At 45.6% G+C, this 19,247-nt stretch carries 20 protein-coding genes; 2 read left to right on the top strand and 18 right to left on the bottom strand.

From position 1 onward, the window contains the following. From WH37_RS32530 to coxB, 18 genes are all read right to left on the bottom strand, one after another. Positions 1–1,304, bottom strand: a 1,304-nt coding sequence (locus WH37_RS32530; RefSeq protein ID WP_046234826.1) for an ABC transporter permease, incomplete at its 3' end; no start/stop codon positions are given. Continuing rightward, on the bottom strand, positions 1,301–1,984 hold the full coding sequence (locus WH37_RS32525) for an ABC transporter ATP-binding protein (RefSeq protein WP_046234825.1): 684 nt from the start codon (positions 1,982–1,984) through the stop codon (positions 1,301–1,303). The genes WH37_RS32530 and WH37_RS32525, both read right to left, overlap by 4 nt. 105 nt (positions 1,985–2,089) lie before the next feature. Further along, complete coding sequence (locus WH37_RS32520; protein ID WP_046234824.1) at positions 2,090–3,334, bottom strand: HAMP domain-containing sensor histidine kinase; 1,245 nt, start codon at positions 3,332–3,334, stop codon at positions 2,090–2,092. After that, positions 3,327–4,031 (bottom strand): response regulator transcription factor, encoded by a 705-nt coding sequence (locus WH37_RS32515; RefSeq protein WP_425320171.1) that lies wholly within the window; start codon positions 4,029–4,031, stop codon positions 3,327–3,329. The genes WH37_RS32520 and WH37_RS32515 overlap by 8 nt, the downstream gene beginning before the upstream one ends. A 607-nt stretch (positions 4,032–4,638) precedes the next feature. Continuing rightward, positions 4,639–5,958, bottom strand: a complete 1,320-nt coding sequence (locus WH37_RS32510; protein ID WP_046234823.1) for an ABC transporter permease — start codon at positions 5,956–5,958, stop codon at positions 4,639–4,641. Beyond that, entirely contained in the window at positions 5,951–6,853 is a 903-nt protein-coding gene (locus WH37_RS32505) for an ABC transporter ATP-binding protein (protein WP_046234822.1), read from the bottom strand. The genes WH37_RS32510 and WH37_RS32505 overlap by 8 nt, the downstream gene beginning before the upstream one ends. A gap of 19 nt (positions 6,854–6,872) precedes the next feature. Then, positions 6,873–7,784, bottom strand: a complete 912-nt coding sequence (locus WH37_RS32500) for an ABC transporter ATP-binding protein (RefSeq protein ID WP_046234821.1) — start codon at positions 7,782–7,784, stop codon at positions 6,873–6,875. 14 nt (positions 7,785–7,798) lie between these two features. Then, positions 7,799–8,194, bottom strand: a complete 396-nt coding sequence (locus WH37_RS32495) for a GntR family transcriptional regulator (RefSeq protein WP_046234820.1) — start codon at positions 8,192–8,194, stop codon at positions 7,799–7,801. A 36-nt stretch (positions 8,195–8,230) separates the two neighbouring features. Continuing rightward, on the bottom strand, positions 8,231–8,941 hold the full coding sequence (locus WH37_RS32490; RefSeq protein WP_143088755.1) for a hypothetical protein: 711 nt from the start codon (positions 8,939–8,941) through the stop codon (positions 8,231–8,233). A 254-nt stretch (positions 8,942–9,195) separates the two neighbouring features. Next, positions 9,196–9,822 carry an FMN-dependent NADH-azoreductase gene (locus WH37_RS32485; protein ID WP_046234827.1) on the bottom strand — a complete coding sequence of 209 codons (627 nt, stop codon included), beginning with the start codon at positions 9,820–9,822 and terminating at the stop codon, positions 9,196–9,198. 150 nt (positions 9,823–9,972) lie between these two features. Next, positions 9,973–10,698, bottom strand: a complete 726-nt coding sequence (locus WH37_RS32480) for a response regulator (protein WP_046234818.1) — start codon at positions 10,696–10,698, stop codon at positions 9,973–9,975. After that, entirely contained in the window at positions 10,695–12,335 is a 1,641-nt protein-coding gene (locus WH37_RS32475; protein ID WP_046234817.1) for a GAF domain-containing sensor histidine kinase, read from the bottom strand. The genes WH37_RS32480 and WH37_RS32475 overlap by 4 nt, the downstream gene beginning before the upstream one ends. Before the next feature lie 66 nt (positions 12,336–12,401). Continuing rightward, complete coding sequence (locus WH37_RS32470) at positions 12,402–12,866, bottom strand: DUF420 domain-containing protein (RefSeq protein WP_046234816.1); 465 nt, start codon at positions 12,864–12,866, stop codon at positions 12,402–12,404. Positions 12,867–12,911: 45 nt separating this feature from the next. Beyond that, positions 12,912–13,808, bottom strand: a complete 897-nt coding sequence (gene ctaG, locus WH37_RS32465; RefSeq protein ID WP_046234815.1) for a cytochrome c oxidase assembly factor CtaG — start codon at positions 13,806–13,808, stop codon at positions 12,912–12,914. Positions 13,809–13,888: 80 nt separating this feature from the next. Beyond that, complete coding sequence (locus WH37_RS32460; RefSeq protein WP_046234814.1) at positions 13,889–14,209, bottom strand: cytochrome C oxidase subunit IV family protein; 321 nt, start codon at positions 14,207–14,209, stop codon at positions 13,889–13,891. Positions 14,210–14,213: 4 nt separating this feature from the next. Then, entirely contained in the window at positions 14,214–14,831 is a 618-nt protein-coding gene (locus tag WH37_RS32455; RefSeq protein WP_046234813.1) for a cytochrome (ubi)quinol oxidase subunit III, read from the bottom strand. Continuing rightward, positions 14,828–16,669, bottom strand: a complete 1,842-nt coding sequence (gene ctaD, locus WH37_RS32450) for a cytochrome c oxidase subunit I (RefSeq protein WP_143088756.1) — start codon at positions 16,667–16,669, stop codon at positions 14,828–14,830. Before ctaD ends, WH37_RS32455 begins: the two co-directional genes overlap by 4 nt. Positions 16,670–16,737: 68 nt before the next feature. After that, on the bottom strand, positions 16,738–17,787 hold the full coding sequence (coxB, locus tag WH37_RS32445) for a cytochrome c oxidase subunit II (RefSeq protein ID WP_046234811.1): 1,050 nt from the start codon (positions 17,785–17,787) through the stop codon (positions 16,738–16,740). Positions 17,788–18,109: 322 nt separating this feature from the next. On the opposite strand from coxB, the gene WH37_RS32440 reads away from it, so the two are divergent. Beyond that, a complete protein-coding gene (locus WH37_RS32440) occupies positions 18,110–18,817 on the top strand; it encodes a hypothetical protein (RefSeq protein ID WP_046234810.1) in 708 nt (235 codons plus the stop codon). 163 nt (positions 18,818–18,980) lie between these two features. Next, positions 18,981–19,247, top strand: a 267-nt coding sequence (locus tag WH37_RS32435) for a helix-turn-helix domain-containing protein (protein ID WP_046234809.1), incomplete at its 3' end; no start/stop codon positions are given.

The following is a 19,247-nucleotide window of genomic DNA, read 5'->3' as shown; positions in this document are numbered from 1 at the left end:
GATACTCGAGATGCCTGTCTTGCTGGTCCAATGGCGGAAAGATAGACGCTCAGCAACCCTAATAAACCAACTGAGAATAAAATCGGCAAGGAAATGACCATCTTCATATCATTAAAAAAACCTAACTCTAAAAAGCTGATGTTGTAAAACAAGAGCTTCATAAAAATGGTTCCTGTGAAGATACCAATTGGAATACCGATCAAGCTCAAAAGCATCGCTTCTTTAAACACAATTTTGCGAATTTGAGAAGGCGTAGCTCCAATGCACCGTAGAATACCAAATTGTGAAATCCGCTCTAGCACAGAAATATGAAATATATTATAAATAACCGCTATGGTGCAAATTATAATAATCGCGATGACAGCGGCGTAAGCCAGTATGAAGCTTTTATTCACTCCTTCATACGTGCTTTTGCCATACAGCTTTAGCAACTCATTATTATACTCAATTCTCAAATTATCAATACTGTATTCCCGATTCAGTTGCTTGGCAGAATCTTGCTCAACATCACTAACACGTAATGACGACAAGATAGCTTCCGTCTTTTCTTTAATTTGATCCACGGTTTTCATCTTGACGTAAATGAAGTACTTTTTCTTCTCATCAATCGTCTTGTTATCATTAAAAGTTATGGCTGGTAAGATGAATGTGGAAGACCAATTACCGCGGCCTATCTCCTTCATAAATCCGACTACCTTGAATTCGCGTTGTGTTTGGGCTTGAAAGGCTTCATCCAGGCTCCAACCAAAATCACCCATTCCATCAATCTTTCTTGCTTTACCGGTCGATGCTACCTTCCGAATGCCGAGGTTTAGTTTGATACTGTCACCAAGTTTTGGTTTTTCTGAAAAATACCCCAAACTCCGTGAAGAAAGGATAATTTCATTCGGATTTTCCGGCAGTCTGCCTGAGTCTAACTGTACCTGAAGCATGTTCATCGCATCCGTATCATAACCCTTTACATTCAGGTACCGATAGGGTGCGGCATACGGATTTTCCCGCTTTTCTTTCACATCCGTTTCACGAATGGTAGCATAGCCTTCTCGGCTGATAACTCCCGTACTTTTTACCATTGCATTATTATTTACTTTTGGGACAGCATCTCCTGATATATTATTGAAGGACACATGGTAATCTCCGAAGTCCCGTATGGTTTGTCTGATTAACTGGTCGTGATAGCTCAGACCAATGGTTCCAATCGATGTGAGCAGTGTAACCGACAATACAATGCCTAATATCGTCAGTAATGATCTTTTTTTCTGACCCTTTAAATATTTCAGGGTAAGGCCGGTATAGTTATTCACTCTTCACTCACCTCATTTTGCTGTAGAAAACCATCTTCGATCTTCACGACTCGATCCGCTCGCTGAGCAATATTCAAATCATGTGTGATCATAATCAAGGTTTGATTGTATTTTTTAACGGAAAAGGTAAGTAGATCGACAATTTCCTTGCTGTGTTTGCTATCAAGATTACCGGTTGGTTCATCAGCCAAAATAATGGAAGGTTTGTTGATTAAGGCTCGGCCAATAGCTGTTCTTTGCTGTTGACCACCTGATAATTCAGAAGGAAGATGATGCCTTCGGTTAATCAGCCCTAAAATATCTAGCAATTCCTCAAGATATGCTTCATCCACTTTTTTGTTTTCGAGCAACATCGGCAGCTTAACATTTTCCTCCGCGGAAAGGACCGGGATCAGATTGTACGATTGAAAAATAAATCCAATTTTACGCCTTCTGAATAGGGCAAGTTCTTCTTCGCTTTTGGTGTAAAGTTCAGTGCCATCGATAATTACCTGGCCACTTGTCGGTTGGTCCACTCCCCCTAACAGATGCAGCAAGGAGCTTTTTCCGGAGCCGCTAGCGCCCACTATCGCTACAAATTCTCCCTGCTTGACTGACAAATTGACATTTTTCAATGCCTCAACTTTAACCTCTGCACTTCCATAGGATTTGCATAAATTTATGGTTTTAAGTATTTCCACCTGTTATCCCTCCAAGTTTTTTTATTCACTATGTTTGTTTGTTATTTTAAGTGTCGAAGCTTACGATAAGATGAAGAGGAAGCTTACGTTTTCGTAAGCTTCCTCTTATCGACTACCTTTAAGAAACGAGATCCTGAATTCAGTTCCTTCTCCTCGCTTACTAGCAACGGTTATTATACCGCCTTGTTCTTCAATGATTAACTTGGTTAAAGACAAACCGATGCCAATACTTTGAGGTTTTGCGGTACTTCTTCCTCTATAAAATCGTTTGAAAATATGAGGCAGATCCTCCGGAGAGATGCCTTCTCCATGATCTCGAATGATCACCGTATAAAATAAGGGGGTTACCTCCAAAACAATATGGATTTCTCCCTCCTTTGGGGTGTGCTCCAGTGCATTTTTAATCAGATTGATAAATGCTTCTGTCAGCCACTCTTCATCCGCCTGTACGAGTATTTCATCGCCACCACGGATGTAGATCTTCTGCATCTTCTGCACGGATAACAATCGTAACGACTGTACAGCATTTTCGATCAACTCTCTCATTCGAATCACTTCATCGTGAAACAGAATTGCTCCCGCTTCGACCCGTGCCAGCTTCAGTAAACTAACGATGAGCCATTCCATTCGTTCAAGTTGTTGCCGGCTTCGTTCCAGAAATGTGACTTTCATTTCTTCCTTCATTTTGGGGTCGTTCAGCAAATTTTCATTGAAAACAATTAGTGATGCTAGCGGCGTTTTGAGTTGATGCGAAATGTCGGATAGCAAATTATGCAGAAAGGTTTTTTCTTGTTTAAGTTGCTCAAGACTGTTATTTAGCCTTCCAGCCATGGCGTTGAAGCTGCGTCCTAATGAACCAAAGTCTCCTTCTTCGTTCTCTGGCAGCGGTTTGTCAAATTGACGTTCTACGACCTGCTCCGCAGCAACAGCAACGGTTTTGATCTTGTCAAATAATTTACGATATTCCCATAGCAACAATAGCATGAACGGAATGACAAAAAGCAAAACCAGAGCTGCCGTATTCATTGGCAATGCGATGCCTGAAAGTGCTGGCTGATCTTCTACGGACATATCCTCTTTATACCCGTACTGCTCCAATATCCGTTTGCCTTCTGTGATTTCACTTTCTTCCGCTCCCTGGGTGATATAGTGAATAATTTCATTTTCAACTTGGGGCTGTTTCTTCAAAACATACCCAATCAGCGCTGCATTCTGGTCCACAATGGTCTGATTTATGCTACCGACTTGACTATTTATAAAAAAGAACATGAATAGGGACAAAAGAAGCTGCAAAGCAAGTGCTTTGACGGCGATGGACTTCCACTCTGGATTCCGGATGACTTCAATCATGGTTCATCTCCCTACTACTTCCGCATTTCATTTGTATCCGACTCCTCGAAAGGTGATGATATATTGGGGCGTAGCAGGCACATCCTCCAATCTCTCCCTTAACCTTCTGATGTGAACCGAGAGAGAGGGTGTTGTCATCGATGAATTCTCCCGACATATCCCATAAACTATTCAGAATGGAGCTCCTGCTGCAAATTTGTTTGGGGTGAGTGATTAACATCAACAGCAGTCGATACTCCAGCCCCGTCAGTATAATTTCTTTATTGTTTTTGAAGACAGTTCCTTCGAGAACTCGAACCTGAACGTCGCCGGATTCCCACATATTTGATTTTTCTATATTATTATTGCGTCTTAATACGGCTTTAATTCTGGAGAGGAGTTCTTTGGTCCGGATAGGCTTGGTCATATAATCATCCGCACCAAAATCAAGTCCAACAACATTGGTCTCCTCATCCAAGGCCGTCAAAAATATAATAGGAACTTGGGACGATGCCCGGATTTCCTTGCACATTTCATAACCTGATCCATCAGGCAAATTAACGTCTAACAAAATAAGATCGACAGCGCATGTCTCTAATGCCTTTCTTGCTTCTTGTAAGCTGCCTGCAAGAATAACAGTATACCCTTCGCTAGTTAAGGTGTATTTAATACCGAACACAAAATTATCATCATCTTCAACCAGTAATATTTGATTCATCGTGCACCTCATTCCACGGAAGTTCTATATAGTAGGACAATTTCATAACTACAAGGATCATGTTTTTTAAATTTATTGTATATCATTTACCGTAGCAAAGGAAATTCCATACGCTTCCATGTAAATGTAGTTTTAATAATAAGTAGATAGAGTAAAGACTATAGATAAGCATAATTATATTCATAAGTTTAAAAATAGTAAGAACATATTGAACTAAAAATCATTACACTTCTACACATCTAAAACAATAAAAAACACTGATTGTTATTTCGTGATGCTTCTCATCCATGAAATCAACATACGGATCCAGTAGGTGACTGGCACAACCAGAATCAAAATTAGGTTGTTCTTGAGCGACAGCAGGAAGCCGCTATCCTTGGTAAGTCTCACTTATAACAATAAATTACGACTTGCTTATCATGCAAATAACCAAGTTACCAATAATAAATTATCTTTTGATTCTAAACGTGAAAAACCCTGATAGATCAACGTTCTTGATCTTATCAGGGCAGATTTAAGTCTCATTTATTACTGTAATTTGTCTCATCTATTGATGAAATCAGTCTCATTTATTACTGTTACTCACAGGATGAATGGCAACTAACGGTTAAATTTTATAAGCCCGCATCGCTTTGCGCAGCTCCTTAAAAGTAGGGCGTTTGCCGTACATCAGGACGCCGGTGCGATAGATTTTCGCTCCCAGCCAGCCGAAGATGTAGATGGATACGAACAAAATGCCCAAGGACAGCAGCACCTGCCACACTGGCGGGTTCGTCAGTCCAATTCGCAGCATCATGACGAATGGCGAGAAGAACGGAACATATGAAGCAATTTTAACGAGCAGCGTGTCCGGATTCGATATGCTGAACGTGCTAATATAGAAGCCTGCCAGCGACAAAATCGTAATCGGCATGACCGCCTGAGCCAAATCCTCCGTCCGGCTCACAATAGAGCCAATCGCTGCATACAGCATTGCATAAAGGAAATAGCCTGCCAAGTAGTAGATGACCGCATACACAATCAGCGACGGATCAATTTGATCGAAATGAATATTCCAATTCATAAATGCATCTTTATTTTGCGGCATCGATAAATTAAGAATCATAACGGCTCCATACAGCACCAGTTGGAACAAGCCAATGAGGAACATCCCGAACACTTTTCCGAACATTTGCGTCAGTGGCGATACGCTAGTAATGAGAATTTCCATAACCCGCGAGCCTTTTTCCGATGTAATTTCTGTCGCAATCAGCTGCCCCGTCACCATAATAACAAAGAACAGCATAATGACGATAATCGATACGAGTCCCATATTGACCGCCTGCTGCTCAGGCGATAGTCCGTCGGCGTTAGACCCCGCGCCCGCTTCCGCAGCAATTTGCATCGTTTCAATCGAAACCGGCGCGAACAGCTGCACCTTCTGCTCCTCGCTCAGCCCGGCTTCCTTGAAAATCATTTCGGTGCGTATGTTTTGCAGCGCCCCTTGCAGCGAACGGGTCGTGGATTCATCCAGCAGCTTCTCGGATTTATAAGTTACAGCTGGCAGGCCGTTTGCCTGAACGTCGCCAAAGGTCAAATACCCTTTAATTTTCTGATCGATAATGCCTTGCTTAAGCGCTTGCTCATTGCCAGCATCGGTCCCTGTATCTGCAAAATCAACCAGCACAACATTTGGCTGCTCCTGCTGCGTATAATAGGCTTTGAGCTGCTCGGCAAGCTTAGCGCCTTCTGCCCCATTTCCTGTCTCCGCCACAATATAGCCAATAGAAGCCGTCTTCACCCCATCGTTATTGAATAAAGAAATGAGATAAGGCAAATTTGCACCAACACTAATGAGAATGGCAAAGATCAACGTCGTAATCAAAAACGATTTTGTCCGAAACTTATTGCGAACGGTAAAGCTGACGACTGTCCAAAAATTACTCATGATTTTCACCTACCAATTTTATAAAGATTTCGTTTAAGGTTGGCTCCATAATTTCAAACCGCCGAACTTCCGTTTGTTCCATCGCATGGCGTAAAATAAGCCCGCCCGCTGCTTCGTTCTCAATCCGAATTTCATATCCGGATTCATTTCGCTGCACATGTGTAACACCTTCAAGCGTCTCAAGCCCCTTCACGGTGCGCTCGGTTCCCAGCATGACGCGCTCGCGTGGATACTGACCCTTGAGCTCCTTGAGATTACCCTGCAGCACAGCGTTCGAACGGTGCATAATCGTAATATTGCGGCACAGCTCCTCCACATGCTCCATGCGGTGTGTCGAGAACAGCATGGTCGTGCCTTCTTCACGCAGCTCTTTCACCGCCGCCTTAAGCAGCTCCACATTCACCGGGTCAAGCCCGCTAAAAGCTTCATCCAAAATGACGATTTTCGGCTTATGAATGACCGATGCGATAAACTGAATTTTTTGCTGGTTGCCCTTCGACAGCTCCTCCAGCTTCTTATTGTAATATTCCGGCACGCCGAATTTTTCCAGCCAATACTTTAAGCTTTGATCCGCATCCCGCTTGGACATCCCCCGCAGCTTCGCCAAATACAACAGCTGGTCGCTTACACGAACACGAGGATACATCCCCCGCTCCTCCGGCAAATAACCGAGCATTTGCAGCTGATTATGGCTGTAAGGCTTGCCGTTATATAAAATTTGGCCCCCATCGGGAAAAATAAGTCCCAGCACCATTCGCATTGTTGTCGTTTTGCCAGCGCCGTTCGCACCTAGCAGGCCGTAAATTTCACCTTCTCCTACTTCCAGGCTAATGCCATTTACCGCTGTTTTATCGCCATATTGCTTATAAATTTGTTCAATTTTTAATGGCTTCATCGTCGTTTCCTCCTTGAAATCAAGCTCTAATATGCTGTCTGTCCTGTTCAATTAATACGGCCAAAATATCCTCCAGATTGAGCGCCTGCCGCCCCATGATTTCGATATTTTCTCGCTCGCACCAGCGCTCGGTTTCCATTGCCTGCCGCGTAATGATTCGCACATTGCCGCAGCCTGCATCTTCCATCACGCAATTGCCGGGCATACTCTTCGCATCTTTACCTGCAAGCTCGCTGCCACTCACATAAAACATATGCCAGCTGCTGAGCAGCTCATCCTTCTCGTACATGCCCAGTATTCGGCCCTGCACCATAAAGACAATATAATCCGCGAGCCGCTTCACTTCATCCACAATGTGGGAAGCCATCAGAATCGTTCGTTCTCCATCATTCATATAGTTGTGTAAAAAGCTCATCATGCTGCGCCAAGCCAGCGGATCGAAGCCAGAGGATGGCTCGTCGAGCAGCAGCAGCTCGGGACGATGGGCCAGCACCAGCGCGAATTCATATTTGCGCCGCGTCCCTTTGGACATTTTGCCAAGCTTGATGCTGTCATCGACCTCGAACATCCGCAAAATTTCACGATACAGGTTTACATCCCAATTCGGGTACCATTTTCGCACAAAATCCGTCTTGTCCGAAGCTCTCAGCTTATCCTCATGGCTGCCAAACAGCTCTGGCACATAACCGATTTTGTTTTTCCAGCCGGTATCCTTCTGGTTTGCGATTGAATGACCTAGAACGCTCAACTCGCCTTTGTCCGGCTTGATCAGGTTCAACAGCATTCGGAAGGTCGAGCTTTTGCCCGAGCCATTCGGACCGACAATTGCGGTGACGCAGCCCTTCGGCACTTCCAATGAAAGAGGCCCTAGCTGAAACCGTTCACGCCGCAGCTCTACTTCTTGTATGTGAATAGCCATCTCGTTGCCCATCTCTTGTCCTCCCTCTAAGCTTGATCTTTAAAATGCTTCTCCAGCAGCTCGTGAAAAATCTGATCCAACTCCTCGCGTGAGCACTTAACGCGCTGTCCCGCTGTTATCGCCGTCTCGAATGCTTCGACGACAGCCACTAAGCGGTAACGGTCGCGATCATCCTGCTCAACCGCTGCAACGTAGGTGCCGGTTCCCTGCCTCGTTCGCAGCAGTCCTTCCGTCTCCAGGTCCTGATAAACCCGGCGTACCGTGATGACGCTGCATTTCAGCGACTGCGCCAGCTCCCTAATGGAGGGGAGCAGCGTCCCTTCGGCCAATTGCCCGCTGACAATTAATGCTCTCAGCTGTACTTCTATTTGATAATAAAGCGGCTCAGCGCTTTGCTCATTCATTTGAATCGGCAGCCACACGGCTTCACCTTCTTTGCTTTTTTACTCAATTACTTATTAAAAGCTGCGTGTTTCCAACCGGTGCTTAAGGCTCCTATAGCTGATGGCGATTCCGATCATACTGATTAGCAGGCCAACTAGCAAATACCACCACTCCCCATCTTCAAGTCCTGTCAGCACATAGTTGACGATGGAAATGCCATTGAAGCTGAGCAGAGCGCTGATAAGCAAAAACATGATGCAATACAACACGCAAACAACCAGGTACGTTTTTCCCGTAAAGCCATATTCCCAGATGGCATACGTAGCAGCAATGCCAAGCGAATATAAAAACCAGAATAGTCCATATAACAGATAAGCGCCCGGAGAAATCGCCTCTCTTAAACCATCCACCAAAAAATATTGAATCAGGAAAAAAATAATTTGCAGCGGGAACAGCATGACCGCTATTTGCAGCATTCTGCCCCAGATTAGCTGCGGCACAGTAATAGGCATCGTACGCCATTCTGCCAGCTTTCCCCTATTGGTATCATTGCGCCAGCTCATATTAGAGCGACTTAGCACGAAGCCGAGACAAGGCAGCGTCGTGAGAAATACAAAATCGATCGCCCAATATTCTCCTGCCAAAACATCCGTTGCGTTAAAGCGATACAATACCCCCATCACAATCGCCATATATAAAGCTAGAAAAAGCGAACCTAGAAAACTCCAGCGTGTCTTCCGCAATTCGTAGATTAAAATATGCCATGCCCCTTGCCACATACTCACAAGTTTTCCTCCTGTCACTCTGTATACTGTATATATCTTTATACACAGTATAATCATACCTCATTTGGTTGTCAATCCATCCCAGCTACTTTTTTAAAATGCGCTTCTCCTACACATCAGCGGCAAATCAAAAAAGCCTTGGCCATGAGCTTATTAGGCTCAGGCCAAGGCTTTGCTGCTTTCAAAATGTATGATGATGGGCGTATGATAGCCGCTCCCTATGTGCAGAGGACATAGACTCAATCACTGCTAATTTAGAAGCGTGCTGCTGCTGCTTTCGCTTCTTCAATCGCATGGGCAACAATGGCTTCCGCTTCATTAGGCATCTGGTTGTGACCTTCTGCAATGACGATTTCGAAATTCGTCACACCGAAAAAATGCATAATATTGCGGACATAATTCAAGGACATTTCAGCTGCCGCTGCTGGACCTTCGGAGTATACGCCGCCTCTTGCATTCAGCAGAGCAACCTTTTTATCAGGAATAAGGCCAACCGGGCCTTGCTCTGTATATTTAAAGGTTTTGCCTGCTTGATAGATGTAGTCAATATACGTGTGCAGCACAGCAGGAATCGTCAAATTCCACAGTGGGAAACCGAAAACAACTTTGTCCGCCGCAAGAAATTGATCGATATATTTGCCGGAAACGTCAACTGCCGCTTGCTCCTCAGGTGTAAGCTCATAACCGCGTGGCGCTTTGAAATTGCCGTTAATCATATTGGCATTCATATACGGAAGCTCTTCTTGGAACAAATCCAGCTCCGTAACGACGTCATTCGGATGCGTCTCTTTATAGGTGTCAAGAAAAGCTTGATAAAGCTTCACGCTCACCGCTTGGTCCAATCCACGATCATTTGCTTTGACAAAAAGTACAGTGCTCATAATAAATATTCCCTCCGTAAAAAAAGCGCTCAATGTGGGCAACTTCTCTATTGTGTATTTGTAATAAGCTTCATTTTACAAGCCTTCATCTCACAAATCATCGGTCAATAGCATGAAAGTCGCTAGAATTGAGACGTGGAAGGCTTAGGTCTAGTCGTACGACTCTGGACCCAAATAATGAATGCCACGCAGCGCGGCTTGTGTTCGATCGGTTACATCAAGCTTGCTAAGAATGCTGCTGACATGGGTTTTGACTGTTTTTTCAGCAACGACTAATGCCCGGGCAATTTCTTTATTGCTTTTCCCTTTCATCAGCTGCCTGAGCACCTCCATTTCACGAGGAGTTAACGAGGCGAAAGCTAATTGATCTGATTTCGTGCGTAATAAATCGGGTTCCGACTGTAATTGTGGCGGCGAATGCAATAAACGATCCTCTGTTCTTTCAAACCGAGTAGCCGGCGCTCCACCTCCGATTAGCACGCTAGAAATATCGGGATGCAGCTGAATATTGCCTTTATAAGCGCTGCGTATGGCCTCCGCCAGTTGATCCGGTGCGACATCCTTGAGCATATAGCCAATCGCCCCCGTCTGAAGAGCAGGAACAATATGGCTGCGGTCTGCGAAGCTGGTCAGCACCAGTACTTTAATCGCCGGATGCTGCTCGGCAATGATTCGGCTTGCCTCAATCCCGTCCATGACAGGCATTTGCAAATCCATCAGGATAATATCCGGCTGGAGCTTGGCCGCTTTCTCCACCGCTTCCTTACCATTGGCTGCCTCTCCGACAATTTCGAAATCCGGCTGTAAATTCAAAAAGAAGGCAATGCCCTTCAAAACAATTTGATGATCGTCAACGAGTAAAAGCTTAATTTTCACCGTTCACCCTCCTCTGCTGCCAGCGGTATGCTCGCCCGAATAACGGTTAGCTGCCCTCTCTCGCTATGAATAATAAATTCGCCGCCGAGCGCCTCTGCTCTTTCACGCATAGACAGCATCCCCATCGTCTGTCCGTGCAGCTGTTCAGGCGAAAAACCTCGCCCATGATCCTCTATCTCCAGCAATACTGCCCGCTCTGATTTCACCAGCCGAATATAGGCTTCATTCGCACCTGCATGCTTTCGAATGTTGTTAAGCCCTTCCTGGCCAATTCGCCATAGCCCTTCCTCAAGCGCTCGGGGCAGCTCCTTCAGCCCTTCCGCCTCCGTATGTACGATAAGCTCCATCCTTTCGCCGTACTGCTTTAGCGCAGGCAGAAGCCCATTCTCTAAGCCAGCAGGATGCAGCTGCCAGATAAGGGTCCGCATCTCCCCCAGTGTTTCCTGCGACAAGCTGGCAATTTCCTGAAGCGAGCGCTCCACAATCGGCTCTTTCCCGCCGAGAATATTTTCTGCCCCTTTGGCGATAAAAGACAGCGAAAATATTTTTTGCATGACCGAATCATGCAAATCCCGTGCCATTCGGATCCGCTCCTCCATGCGGGCAAGCTCCCGGCGCTGCTCATTCACTCTTAAATTATCAATGCTGAGCGTCAAATGCTCGCCTAGCGCATACATAAACTCCTCATGATAATGATTGAAATGTCCACTTTCCCTACTGCTTATGAACAACACACCAAACGGGCAGCTGCCTCTGCGCAGCGGAATCGCCACGGCCGATGAGAATGCCTTTAGCCCCTTAGCTGTTAGCGGGACGACCGCTTCCTCCTTGCTATCTGCAACAACGACGAGACGATTATGGTGAAAAGCGTCGGCAACAAGTCCCCCGTTTTCGCAATCAAGCTGCTGCCAACCTTCCCTCGTCTCACGTCCATCGTAATAGGCACGAAGCGACAGCTTGTCCTGCTCATACACGAATAAAGCAACTTGCGACCAGTCGAACGCTTCACCTATATGTTCTATGGCTTTAAGAGGCAGCTGGCTAATGTCCTGCACGGCATGGATACGCGTAATGACATCACCAAGCTTCGCATAAAGCAGCGCACTTCGCTCCTGTGCCTGATATAGGCGGATACGCTTAATCGCTGTTCCTATCTGGTAGGCAACCGCCTGCAGCAGGGCAAGCTCCTCATTTGAAAAAAATTCTTTGCCCGCCTGCGCAGCATTCAGCAGTCCAAAGCTCTCCGTGCCTGCTTTCAGCGGCACCGTCGCATGATGCGTCAAGCCGCCTTTATCGCCAGCGTTATATTCCGCAGCATATACGATTCGTGAGCATTCAATAATGTTGACCGCGCGATTCAGCTTGTTCTGGCGATAGCTTTCGACGCACCAGCAGCCTTCTCCGCACATCGCTGCATTATCGTTTGCTGCAAGTGTAGAGGGGAGATTTTGCGCGGCCGCACATATGCTGTCTGAATGCTCATCAAGCAAGAAGATCCAGCCTGTCGTAAAACTCGTGACCTCAAGCAGCTTAACCAGCACCGCATTCAGCATGACCTTCATATCATTCATCGAATTGAGCATCTCCGCAATTTCCTTGAGTGCCGTTAGCTCATCTGCACGAATTTCTCTGGACACGGGAAGTCCCCCCTTAATACAGCAAAGCCGCGAATCAGCTTCGCGGCTTCCTTGTCGTAATCAACCTTATAGGCCAAATATAGCATCAATCATCGGCTTCGTATGGCCGCCTGGGTACAATAAATAAAGCAGCACATAAACAATAACTCCGGTAATCGCCGTGAAAAACCAGATGATCGACGTTACGCGGCCCCATTTGCGATGCTTGGCATATTTGCTCTTGAAGCCTAGCACCAGCGTCGTAATTCCGAATACCGCTGCTACCGTTGCGAGCGTAATATGGAAAATCAGAAAGATAACATAATAGAGATGCATGCTTTCAGGTCCACCCCATGTGGTATTGCCGACAACGATTGTCCGTGAGGAGTATATAATAAAGAAGATGATGGCTGCAATAGCAGCTGCGATCATCACTTTCTTATGCGCCTCAACCTTCCGCTTAATAATCAGTCCCCAACCAATTGCAACCAGAATCGCACTAATAACGATAAACGATGTGCTTATTGTAGGGAGAATAAAATACCAATCCAATGTCGATCCCACCTATATCGGTAAAATAGTAAATCCGCATGTATATTATGCCGTACCTGTATTGCTATTTGGCAAATCGTCTTCTTTATGCTCACGCTTGTACCATTGAGAGAATATATACGCCAGTATAATGCCGTACATCAACTCTTGCAATAGCTTCATGACGATGCCGCCAAGCTGCTGATCCTCTACTACTTCCATTAAATTGAAAAACTGAGGGCCGTCGAACATCGTAAGCAGCCTAGTTGGATCACCCGAAACACAATAGCCCATCGCTTGAACCCAGACGTTTGGATCGTTGTATACGGCATATAAGGGAGTGCTTGCAAATATAATTAAGGCGCACGCGGGAGTCAGCAAAATGCCATTCGCGAAAACATACGCCATCTTCTTCAAATCCGTCAGGCGATTCCATTCCGGCACGGGACATGCAATCTGCCACCACATCATAATCGCAGCAATTAGCATAACAAAATAATAGATACGGTGAATCGTATAATGGGTCATGACAAAGTCATGTATGACTGGTACATGGTAAAAAGAAAACAATAGATTAAACAGAAGCAGCGATAAAATAGGATTCATTAAGAAATTAAGTGAACGCCATTTTTTCGAAGCAAACAGCTTGCGCCACATAAATGCGGGTATCGATAAAATAAGCATCGGCGGCACAATGAGATACGAAATCGACATATTGAACATATGGAAGGTAAACATTAAATGTCCCAGGAAATTAAGCGGCCCGCCATTGCACAAATAATAGAGAATAGCTGAAACAACAAACATAAACCGCTGCTTGCCTGTTGCAGACGCCTCAAGCGGTGCGTGCTTCTCCCGCCATGGTCCGTTCAAATAAAAATACAAAATAATGACTGCAATTGTACCGAACATATACCATGGGGTCCACAACTCTTCAAAACTGAAATATTCCAGGCCAAGCATGGCTGCAACCTCCCTTTATCTTCTGCAAAAGAGGAGGGAACCCACCCGGGACCCCTCCTCTGTGCAATTGTAAATCCGTATTACCACCAAACCCAATATTCCGCCATAATGATACACGTAAATGCAATGAATACACCCATAAGAATGCCGACCGTAGCAAATAAGTGGCCGCGGTCTTTCATATGCATCCAGAATGCCATTTGTACGAAAACTTGGAGCATAGCGCAACCCATAATAATGATGTAGATGAAGCTTTTATTGATTTCGCCAGCCGCTACCGCAGCAAATGCTACGAGTGTAAGCAATATGGAGAAAATGAAAGCAATAATGTGCTTCTTCGGTCCTTCTGAGTTGTGGCGAACAGGACGCTGATCTTCAGCTGTCGAGTGATTGCTTGCCATTTGGCTAGACCACCTTTCCCATCAAATAAACGACGGTGAAGATAAATACCCAAACTACGTCGATAAAGTGCCAGTACATACCTGCAACATACACTTTAGGAGCGGTAACAACGGTAAGGCCCTTTTTCATCAACTGTCCGATAATACTGGAAATCCAGAAGATACCGAACGCAACGTGAGCACCGTGGAATCCGACTAGCGTATAGAAGGAAGAACTGAACGCACTTGTCGTAAAGCCATGTCCTTCATGCACATAGTGATAAAACTCATAAATTTCGAGTCCAAGGAATCCAAGTCCGAGCACAACGGTTACGATCAACCAGTTGATTAACGCTTTTACATTATGATTATGCAGCGCTTGGATAGCAAATACGCTAGTCAAGCTTGATGTAAGCAAAATAGCAGTCGCAGCTGCAACGAGCGAAAGCTTAAACAGTTCGCTCGGCTGCGGTCCATCCAGCACTTGATGGCGAAGGGCAAGGAACGCCGAGAACAGCGTTCCGAACAATACCGTTTCACCACCAAGAAATAGCCAGAAGCCTAATACTTTATTGCGGCCCTCAAGAGTGGCTTTCTCGGGCTCATGAGGAAGATGCCCCTCTGCATGTGAATGTGTACTCATGCTTTAACCCCCTTGTCTTCCAACTCTTCCGGCTCAATGTGGAAACCATGATCATCATATACCGAGCGAAGGAACATGCTTCCGAACGTAATTAACAGGCCAAGACCGGCAACATAGAAACCGATATGTTCTGTAATAAACGTCCAATCCCTCGAATACATCAGGCCAAAGCCTGTAATGAACAAGCCAAGCGACATTGTGAACGGCAGAATAGAAGGAGACGGCATATGGATCGAGCCAATTGGCTCAGCAGGCGTCATGCCTTTATGTCCATCCATTTTTTCTTTCCAATAAGCATCGTAGCCGCGAACAAGCGGAGTTTGCTTAAAGTTATATTCAGGAGGCGGAGATGGAATCGTCCATTCCAGCGTACGGCCATCCTCCCAAGGATCATCTGCTGCATTTTGTGGTTTTGCATTCGTAATAACTACGTTCAGAATGAACATAATCGTACCAATACCCATCATAATCGCACCGATTGTACTAATCAGGTTCATTTCATTAAATCCAAGACCGTCCAGGTACGTCCAAATACGACGCGGCATACCAAGCAATCCAAGGAAATGCTGAATAAAGAATGTCAGATGGAAGCCGATGTAGAAAATCCAGAACGTCCATTTTCCAAGCGTTTCATTCAAAATGCGACCGAACATTTTAGGCCACCAGTAGTGAAGGCCGGAGAAAATACCTAAAATCAGACCGCCTACGATAACGTAGTGGAAATGCGCGACTACGAAATACGTATCATGATACTGGAAATCCGCTGGTGCAGCTGCAAGCATAACGCCTGTAACGCCACCCATAACGAAGGTTGGAATGAATCCAACGGCATACAAGTTAGCGCTCGTAAACTTGATCGAGCCGCCCCACATAGTAAAGATCCAGTTAAAAATTTTGATACCTGTTGGTACTGCAATGAGCATCGTTGCTATTGAGAACAGGGCATTTGCAACAGGGCCTAGACCCGTCGTAAACATGTGATGCGCCCAAACCATGAAGCCCAAAAAGCCGATCAGAATAGTCGCGAATACCATCGAGCTGTAACCGAACAGGCGTTTACGCGAGAAGGTACTGATTACCTCGGAAATAACACCGAAGGCAGGCAGGATGAGGATGTATACCTCAGGATGTCCGAAAATCCAGAAAATATGCTCCCATAATACAGCGTTACCGCCATTGTTAGGGTCGAAGAAGTTGGCATCGAATACCCTGTCGAACATCAGCGCTGCCAAGCCTACAGCAAGTGCAGGGAAAGCGAACAAGATAAGTGCCGACGTAATGAACGAAGTCCATGTAAACAACGGCATCCGCATGAAGGTCATGCCTGGAGCACGCATATTAATAATCGTTACCAGGAAGTTAATGCCCCCAATAAGCGTACCAATACCCGCTATCTGGAGACCTAGGACATAATAGTCCATCCCATGGCCAGTACTGAACGCCGGCCCCGAAAGTGGTGCATAGGCCGTCCAGCCTGCTGCTGGCGCACCTGTACTTGTAAACCAGCTGACATTCAATAATACCGCTCCGAAGAAAAACGTCCAGAAGCCAAGTGCATTTACAAAAGGAAAGGCAACGTCGCGTGCGCCGATTTGCAGCGGCACGACCGCATTCATTAAAGCAAACAGCATCGGCATCGCTGCCAAGAAAATCATCGTCGTACCGTGCATAGTAATCAGCTCATTGTATGTATCCGCACTAACGAAATCATTAAGCGGCTTCCAAAGCTGAATCCGAATAAGAAGTGCTTCCAAACCACCGACCAGAAAGAAAAAACCGCCGGCGATCAAATATAAAATACCGATTTTTTTGTGGTCAACCGTTGTTAACCAGTCCATCAGACCAGAGTAACGCTTAACCGCGTGTCCTTGAGCCAAGTTGGTACCTCCTTTTCATAACTGATGATCTATTGTTCGTAGTCCAATGTTAATTCCGATAAGTATTTCGCAATACCATCAAGCTCTTGCTGCGTCAGATCGATCTGGCCCATCAGATTGCCTGGTTTAATGTCATCTGGATTTTCGATCCAACGATGAAGATTGTCATAAGTGGAACCTTCATTGGAGTACTTAGGATCATCTGTATTAATCAGGATACCACCAACGGAATCACGGCTACCGATACCTGTAAGGTTCGGGTACAATGGTCCGCCTTTGTCGCCTACAGCGTGGCAAACGAGACATTTGCTTTCGAAAGCAGCCGCGACTACCGGATCGCTTGGCATTGCTACTGGCGCTTGAAGCGCTGCTGCCCAACGGTCGAACGATGCATCATCAACCGATTTCACCTTGAAGTCCATCAAACCGTGAGAAGGTCCGCAAAGCTCGGCACATTTGCCCAAGTAAACGCCTTCTTTTGGTGCCGAGAAGAACATTTTATTTGTTGAACCACCAGGATTAGTGTCGATTTTACCTGCAAGGGAAGGAACCCAGAACGAGTGAAGCACGTCTGCTGTCTTCGCTTCAATTGTAATGGTCTTGCCCTTCGGAATAACCAGCTCCTGCGCAGTCTTGATGCCCAGCTCCGGATACTCGAATTCCCACCAATATTGATGTGAAGTTACGATTACTTTAACCGCATCTGGATCGTTTGAATGATCCTTTGACAGGTTAAATACGGTCTGTACGGTAGGAACGCCCAAAATAATTAAGAGAATAATAGGAATTACGGTCCAAATAATCTCTAGCTTGTGGCTACCTTCGACCTGCTTGGGAATCGACTTATCTCCCCTGCGTCTGCGAAAACGGATAATGACAAACAAACAAAGCGCGAACACAATCACTACTACACCGACCATGATTGAAAATGCGAGCTTCATCAATCCGAATTGCTCTTGCGCTACGGGCCCCTGGGGATTCAGCGCGGATAAATCTGCTCGTCCGCATGCTGACAGCACCAATACCATCAAGGCCAGAAGCGGCGCAAGCCGTTTAAAAAACTGCCACCGATTCATCAATAATCAACCCCACTTTTGACGTTTTTGCAGCTGTTAACACCCCGAAATTGTGGCAAACTGCTTGTTTTTAAGCTAATAAAAATGACAACTTCTGCGACCTTAATACCTTATTAAATATAAAGTTGAAGCCCTTATTTGTCAATGTTCCACAGAGAGTTCACAAATTGTTCGCAAAGCTGTCAAATTCGTTATTTTAAAGCGCTTTTTTCGAGAATCGCGGGCTTTCCGTTCACAAAGTCAAATCTGTATAGCTTTTCCTGCGTATATTTAATCGTTCCCTACAAACCCTATTCTTATTACAGCAGGAATGGAGGACATCTAAATGCCTAAAAATCGAATGATTTATGCGTTATTATGCAGCGCCCTCCTCGTTTGCTCATCCACTGCCTGCAACTACGAGCAGCGAGTACAGCAAAGCGACTACGATTATGGCAGCAGGAAGGCCGGCGATCCGAAAACGCTGGGCAGCAAAATGTATGGAACGACGACGAGCAATCCTCATCAGCATGACAATGCTTTTTTCGAATACAGCAATACCCTCTCGAATAAGGTGACCGCACTAAATGGCATCGCCTCAGCGAACGTCATGCTGACGGACAAAAACGCTTATGTCGGCATTGTGCTTGATTGGACCGCTGTTGGTGCAAGAGGAGCGGGTGGCAATCGTGAGCAACTGAACGGCGGGCAGCCAGAGGACGCGTACAACACGAGCCGTGTCAGCCCGCTTGAGGACAATCGGCTGCTCGTCAGGCCCTATCAGTCGTATTTCTCGGTCAACGACCACAATGAGCTGTCTCCTGAGCTTAAACAGACCATCGCCAAGCGTATCCGCGAGCTTGCTCCTATGGTGCAGGAGGTCCACATATCCGCCAATATGGATTTTGTAAACCAACTGAATGATTATGCTGTGGAGTCTTGGGGCGGACGGCCACTGACCCCTCATGTGGATGCTTTTAATACACTGGTCAAACACCAATTCATCGGCGGCATGGAAATGCCAAAGCCAATCAAGTCCAAAAAAACACCTTAAAGACGCATTAAAGACGCATCTCGCATCTGAATGCAGCAAAAAAACTCTTCTATTATATATATTGCCTAGATCATATTTAAGAGGGCTATCCGCAAAATGATATGCTCCCCATACGGTAGACAGGTGAAATAATAAAACCTGTTACTGTAAGGGGAGTTTTTTCATGCTTAAGGAAAAATATGGTACATCGGAGAAACTCGCTATCCTTGGTGAAATAGCAAGTGGCGAGATTGGCATGAAGGATGCAACGAAGAAATACGGCATCCCCAAAACGACCTTGGCGAAATGGCGGCGTCGTTATCAGGTGTATGGTTATGAAGGGCTAGAGCGTCGCCCTTCTAATCGAAGCTACAGTGCTGAACTTAAGCTTCAAGCGGTGAAGGATTGTCTGGAGGAGGGATTATCTCAATATCAGGTCATTGATAAATAC

The sequence above is a fragment of the Paenibacillus algorifonticola genome (assembly GCF_000971975.1).
Taxonomy (GTDB): Bacteria; Bacillota; Bacilli; order Paenibacillales; family Paenibacillaceae; genus Pristimantibacillus; species Pristimantibacillus algorifonticola.
This window is presented reverse-complemented; position numbering and strand designations above follow the sequence as displayed.

Excerpts from the sequence above, each read along its gene's own strand:
- WH37_RS32520 (WP_046234824.1), bottom strand. The coding sequence starts at position 3,334 with ATGATTGAAGTCATCCGGAATCCAGAGTGGAAGTCCATCGCCGTCAAA.
- WH37_RS32515 (WP_425320171.1), bottom strand. The coding sequence starts at position 4,031 with ATGAATCAAATATTACTGGTTGAAGATGATGATAATTTTGTGTTCGGT.
- WH37_RS32510 (WP_046234823.1), bottom strand. The coding sequence starts at position 5,958 with ATGAGTAATTTTTGGACAGTCGTCAGCTTTACCGTTCGCAATAAGTTT.
- WH37_RS32505 (WP_046234822.1), bottom strand. The coding sequence starts at position 6,853 with ATGAAGCCATTAAAAATTGAACAAATTTATAAGCAATATGGCGATAAA.
- WH37_RS32500 (WP_046234821.1), bottom strand. The coding sequence starts at position 7,784 with ATGGGCAACGAGATGGCTATTCACATACAAGAAGTAGAGCTGCGGCGT.
- WH37_RS32485 (WP_046234827.1), bottom strand. The coding sequence starts at position 9,822 with ATGAGCACTGTACTTTTTGTCAAAGCAAATGATCGTGGATTGGACCAA.
- ctaG (WP_046234815.1), bottom strand. The coding sequence starts at position 13,808 with ATGCTTGGCCTGGAATATTTCAGTTTTGAAGAGTTGTGGACCCCATGG.
- WH37_RS32460 (WP_046234814.1), bottom strand. The coding sequence starts at position 14,209 with ATGGCAAGCAATCACTCGACAGCTGAAGATCAGCGTCCTGTTCGCCAC.
- WH37_RS32455 (WP_046234813.1), bottom strand. The coding sequence starts at position 14,831 with ATGAGTACACATTCACATGCAGAGGGGCATCTTCCTCATGAGCCCGAG.
- ctaD (WP_143088756.1), bottom strand. The coding sequence starts at position 16,669 with ATGGACTGGTTAACAACGGTTGACCACAAAAAAATCGGTATTTTATAT.
- WH37_RS32440 (WP_046234810.1), top strand. The coding sequence starts at position 18,110 with ATGCCTAAAAATCGAATGATTTATGCGTTATTATGCAGCGCCCTCCTC.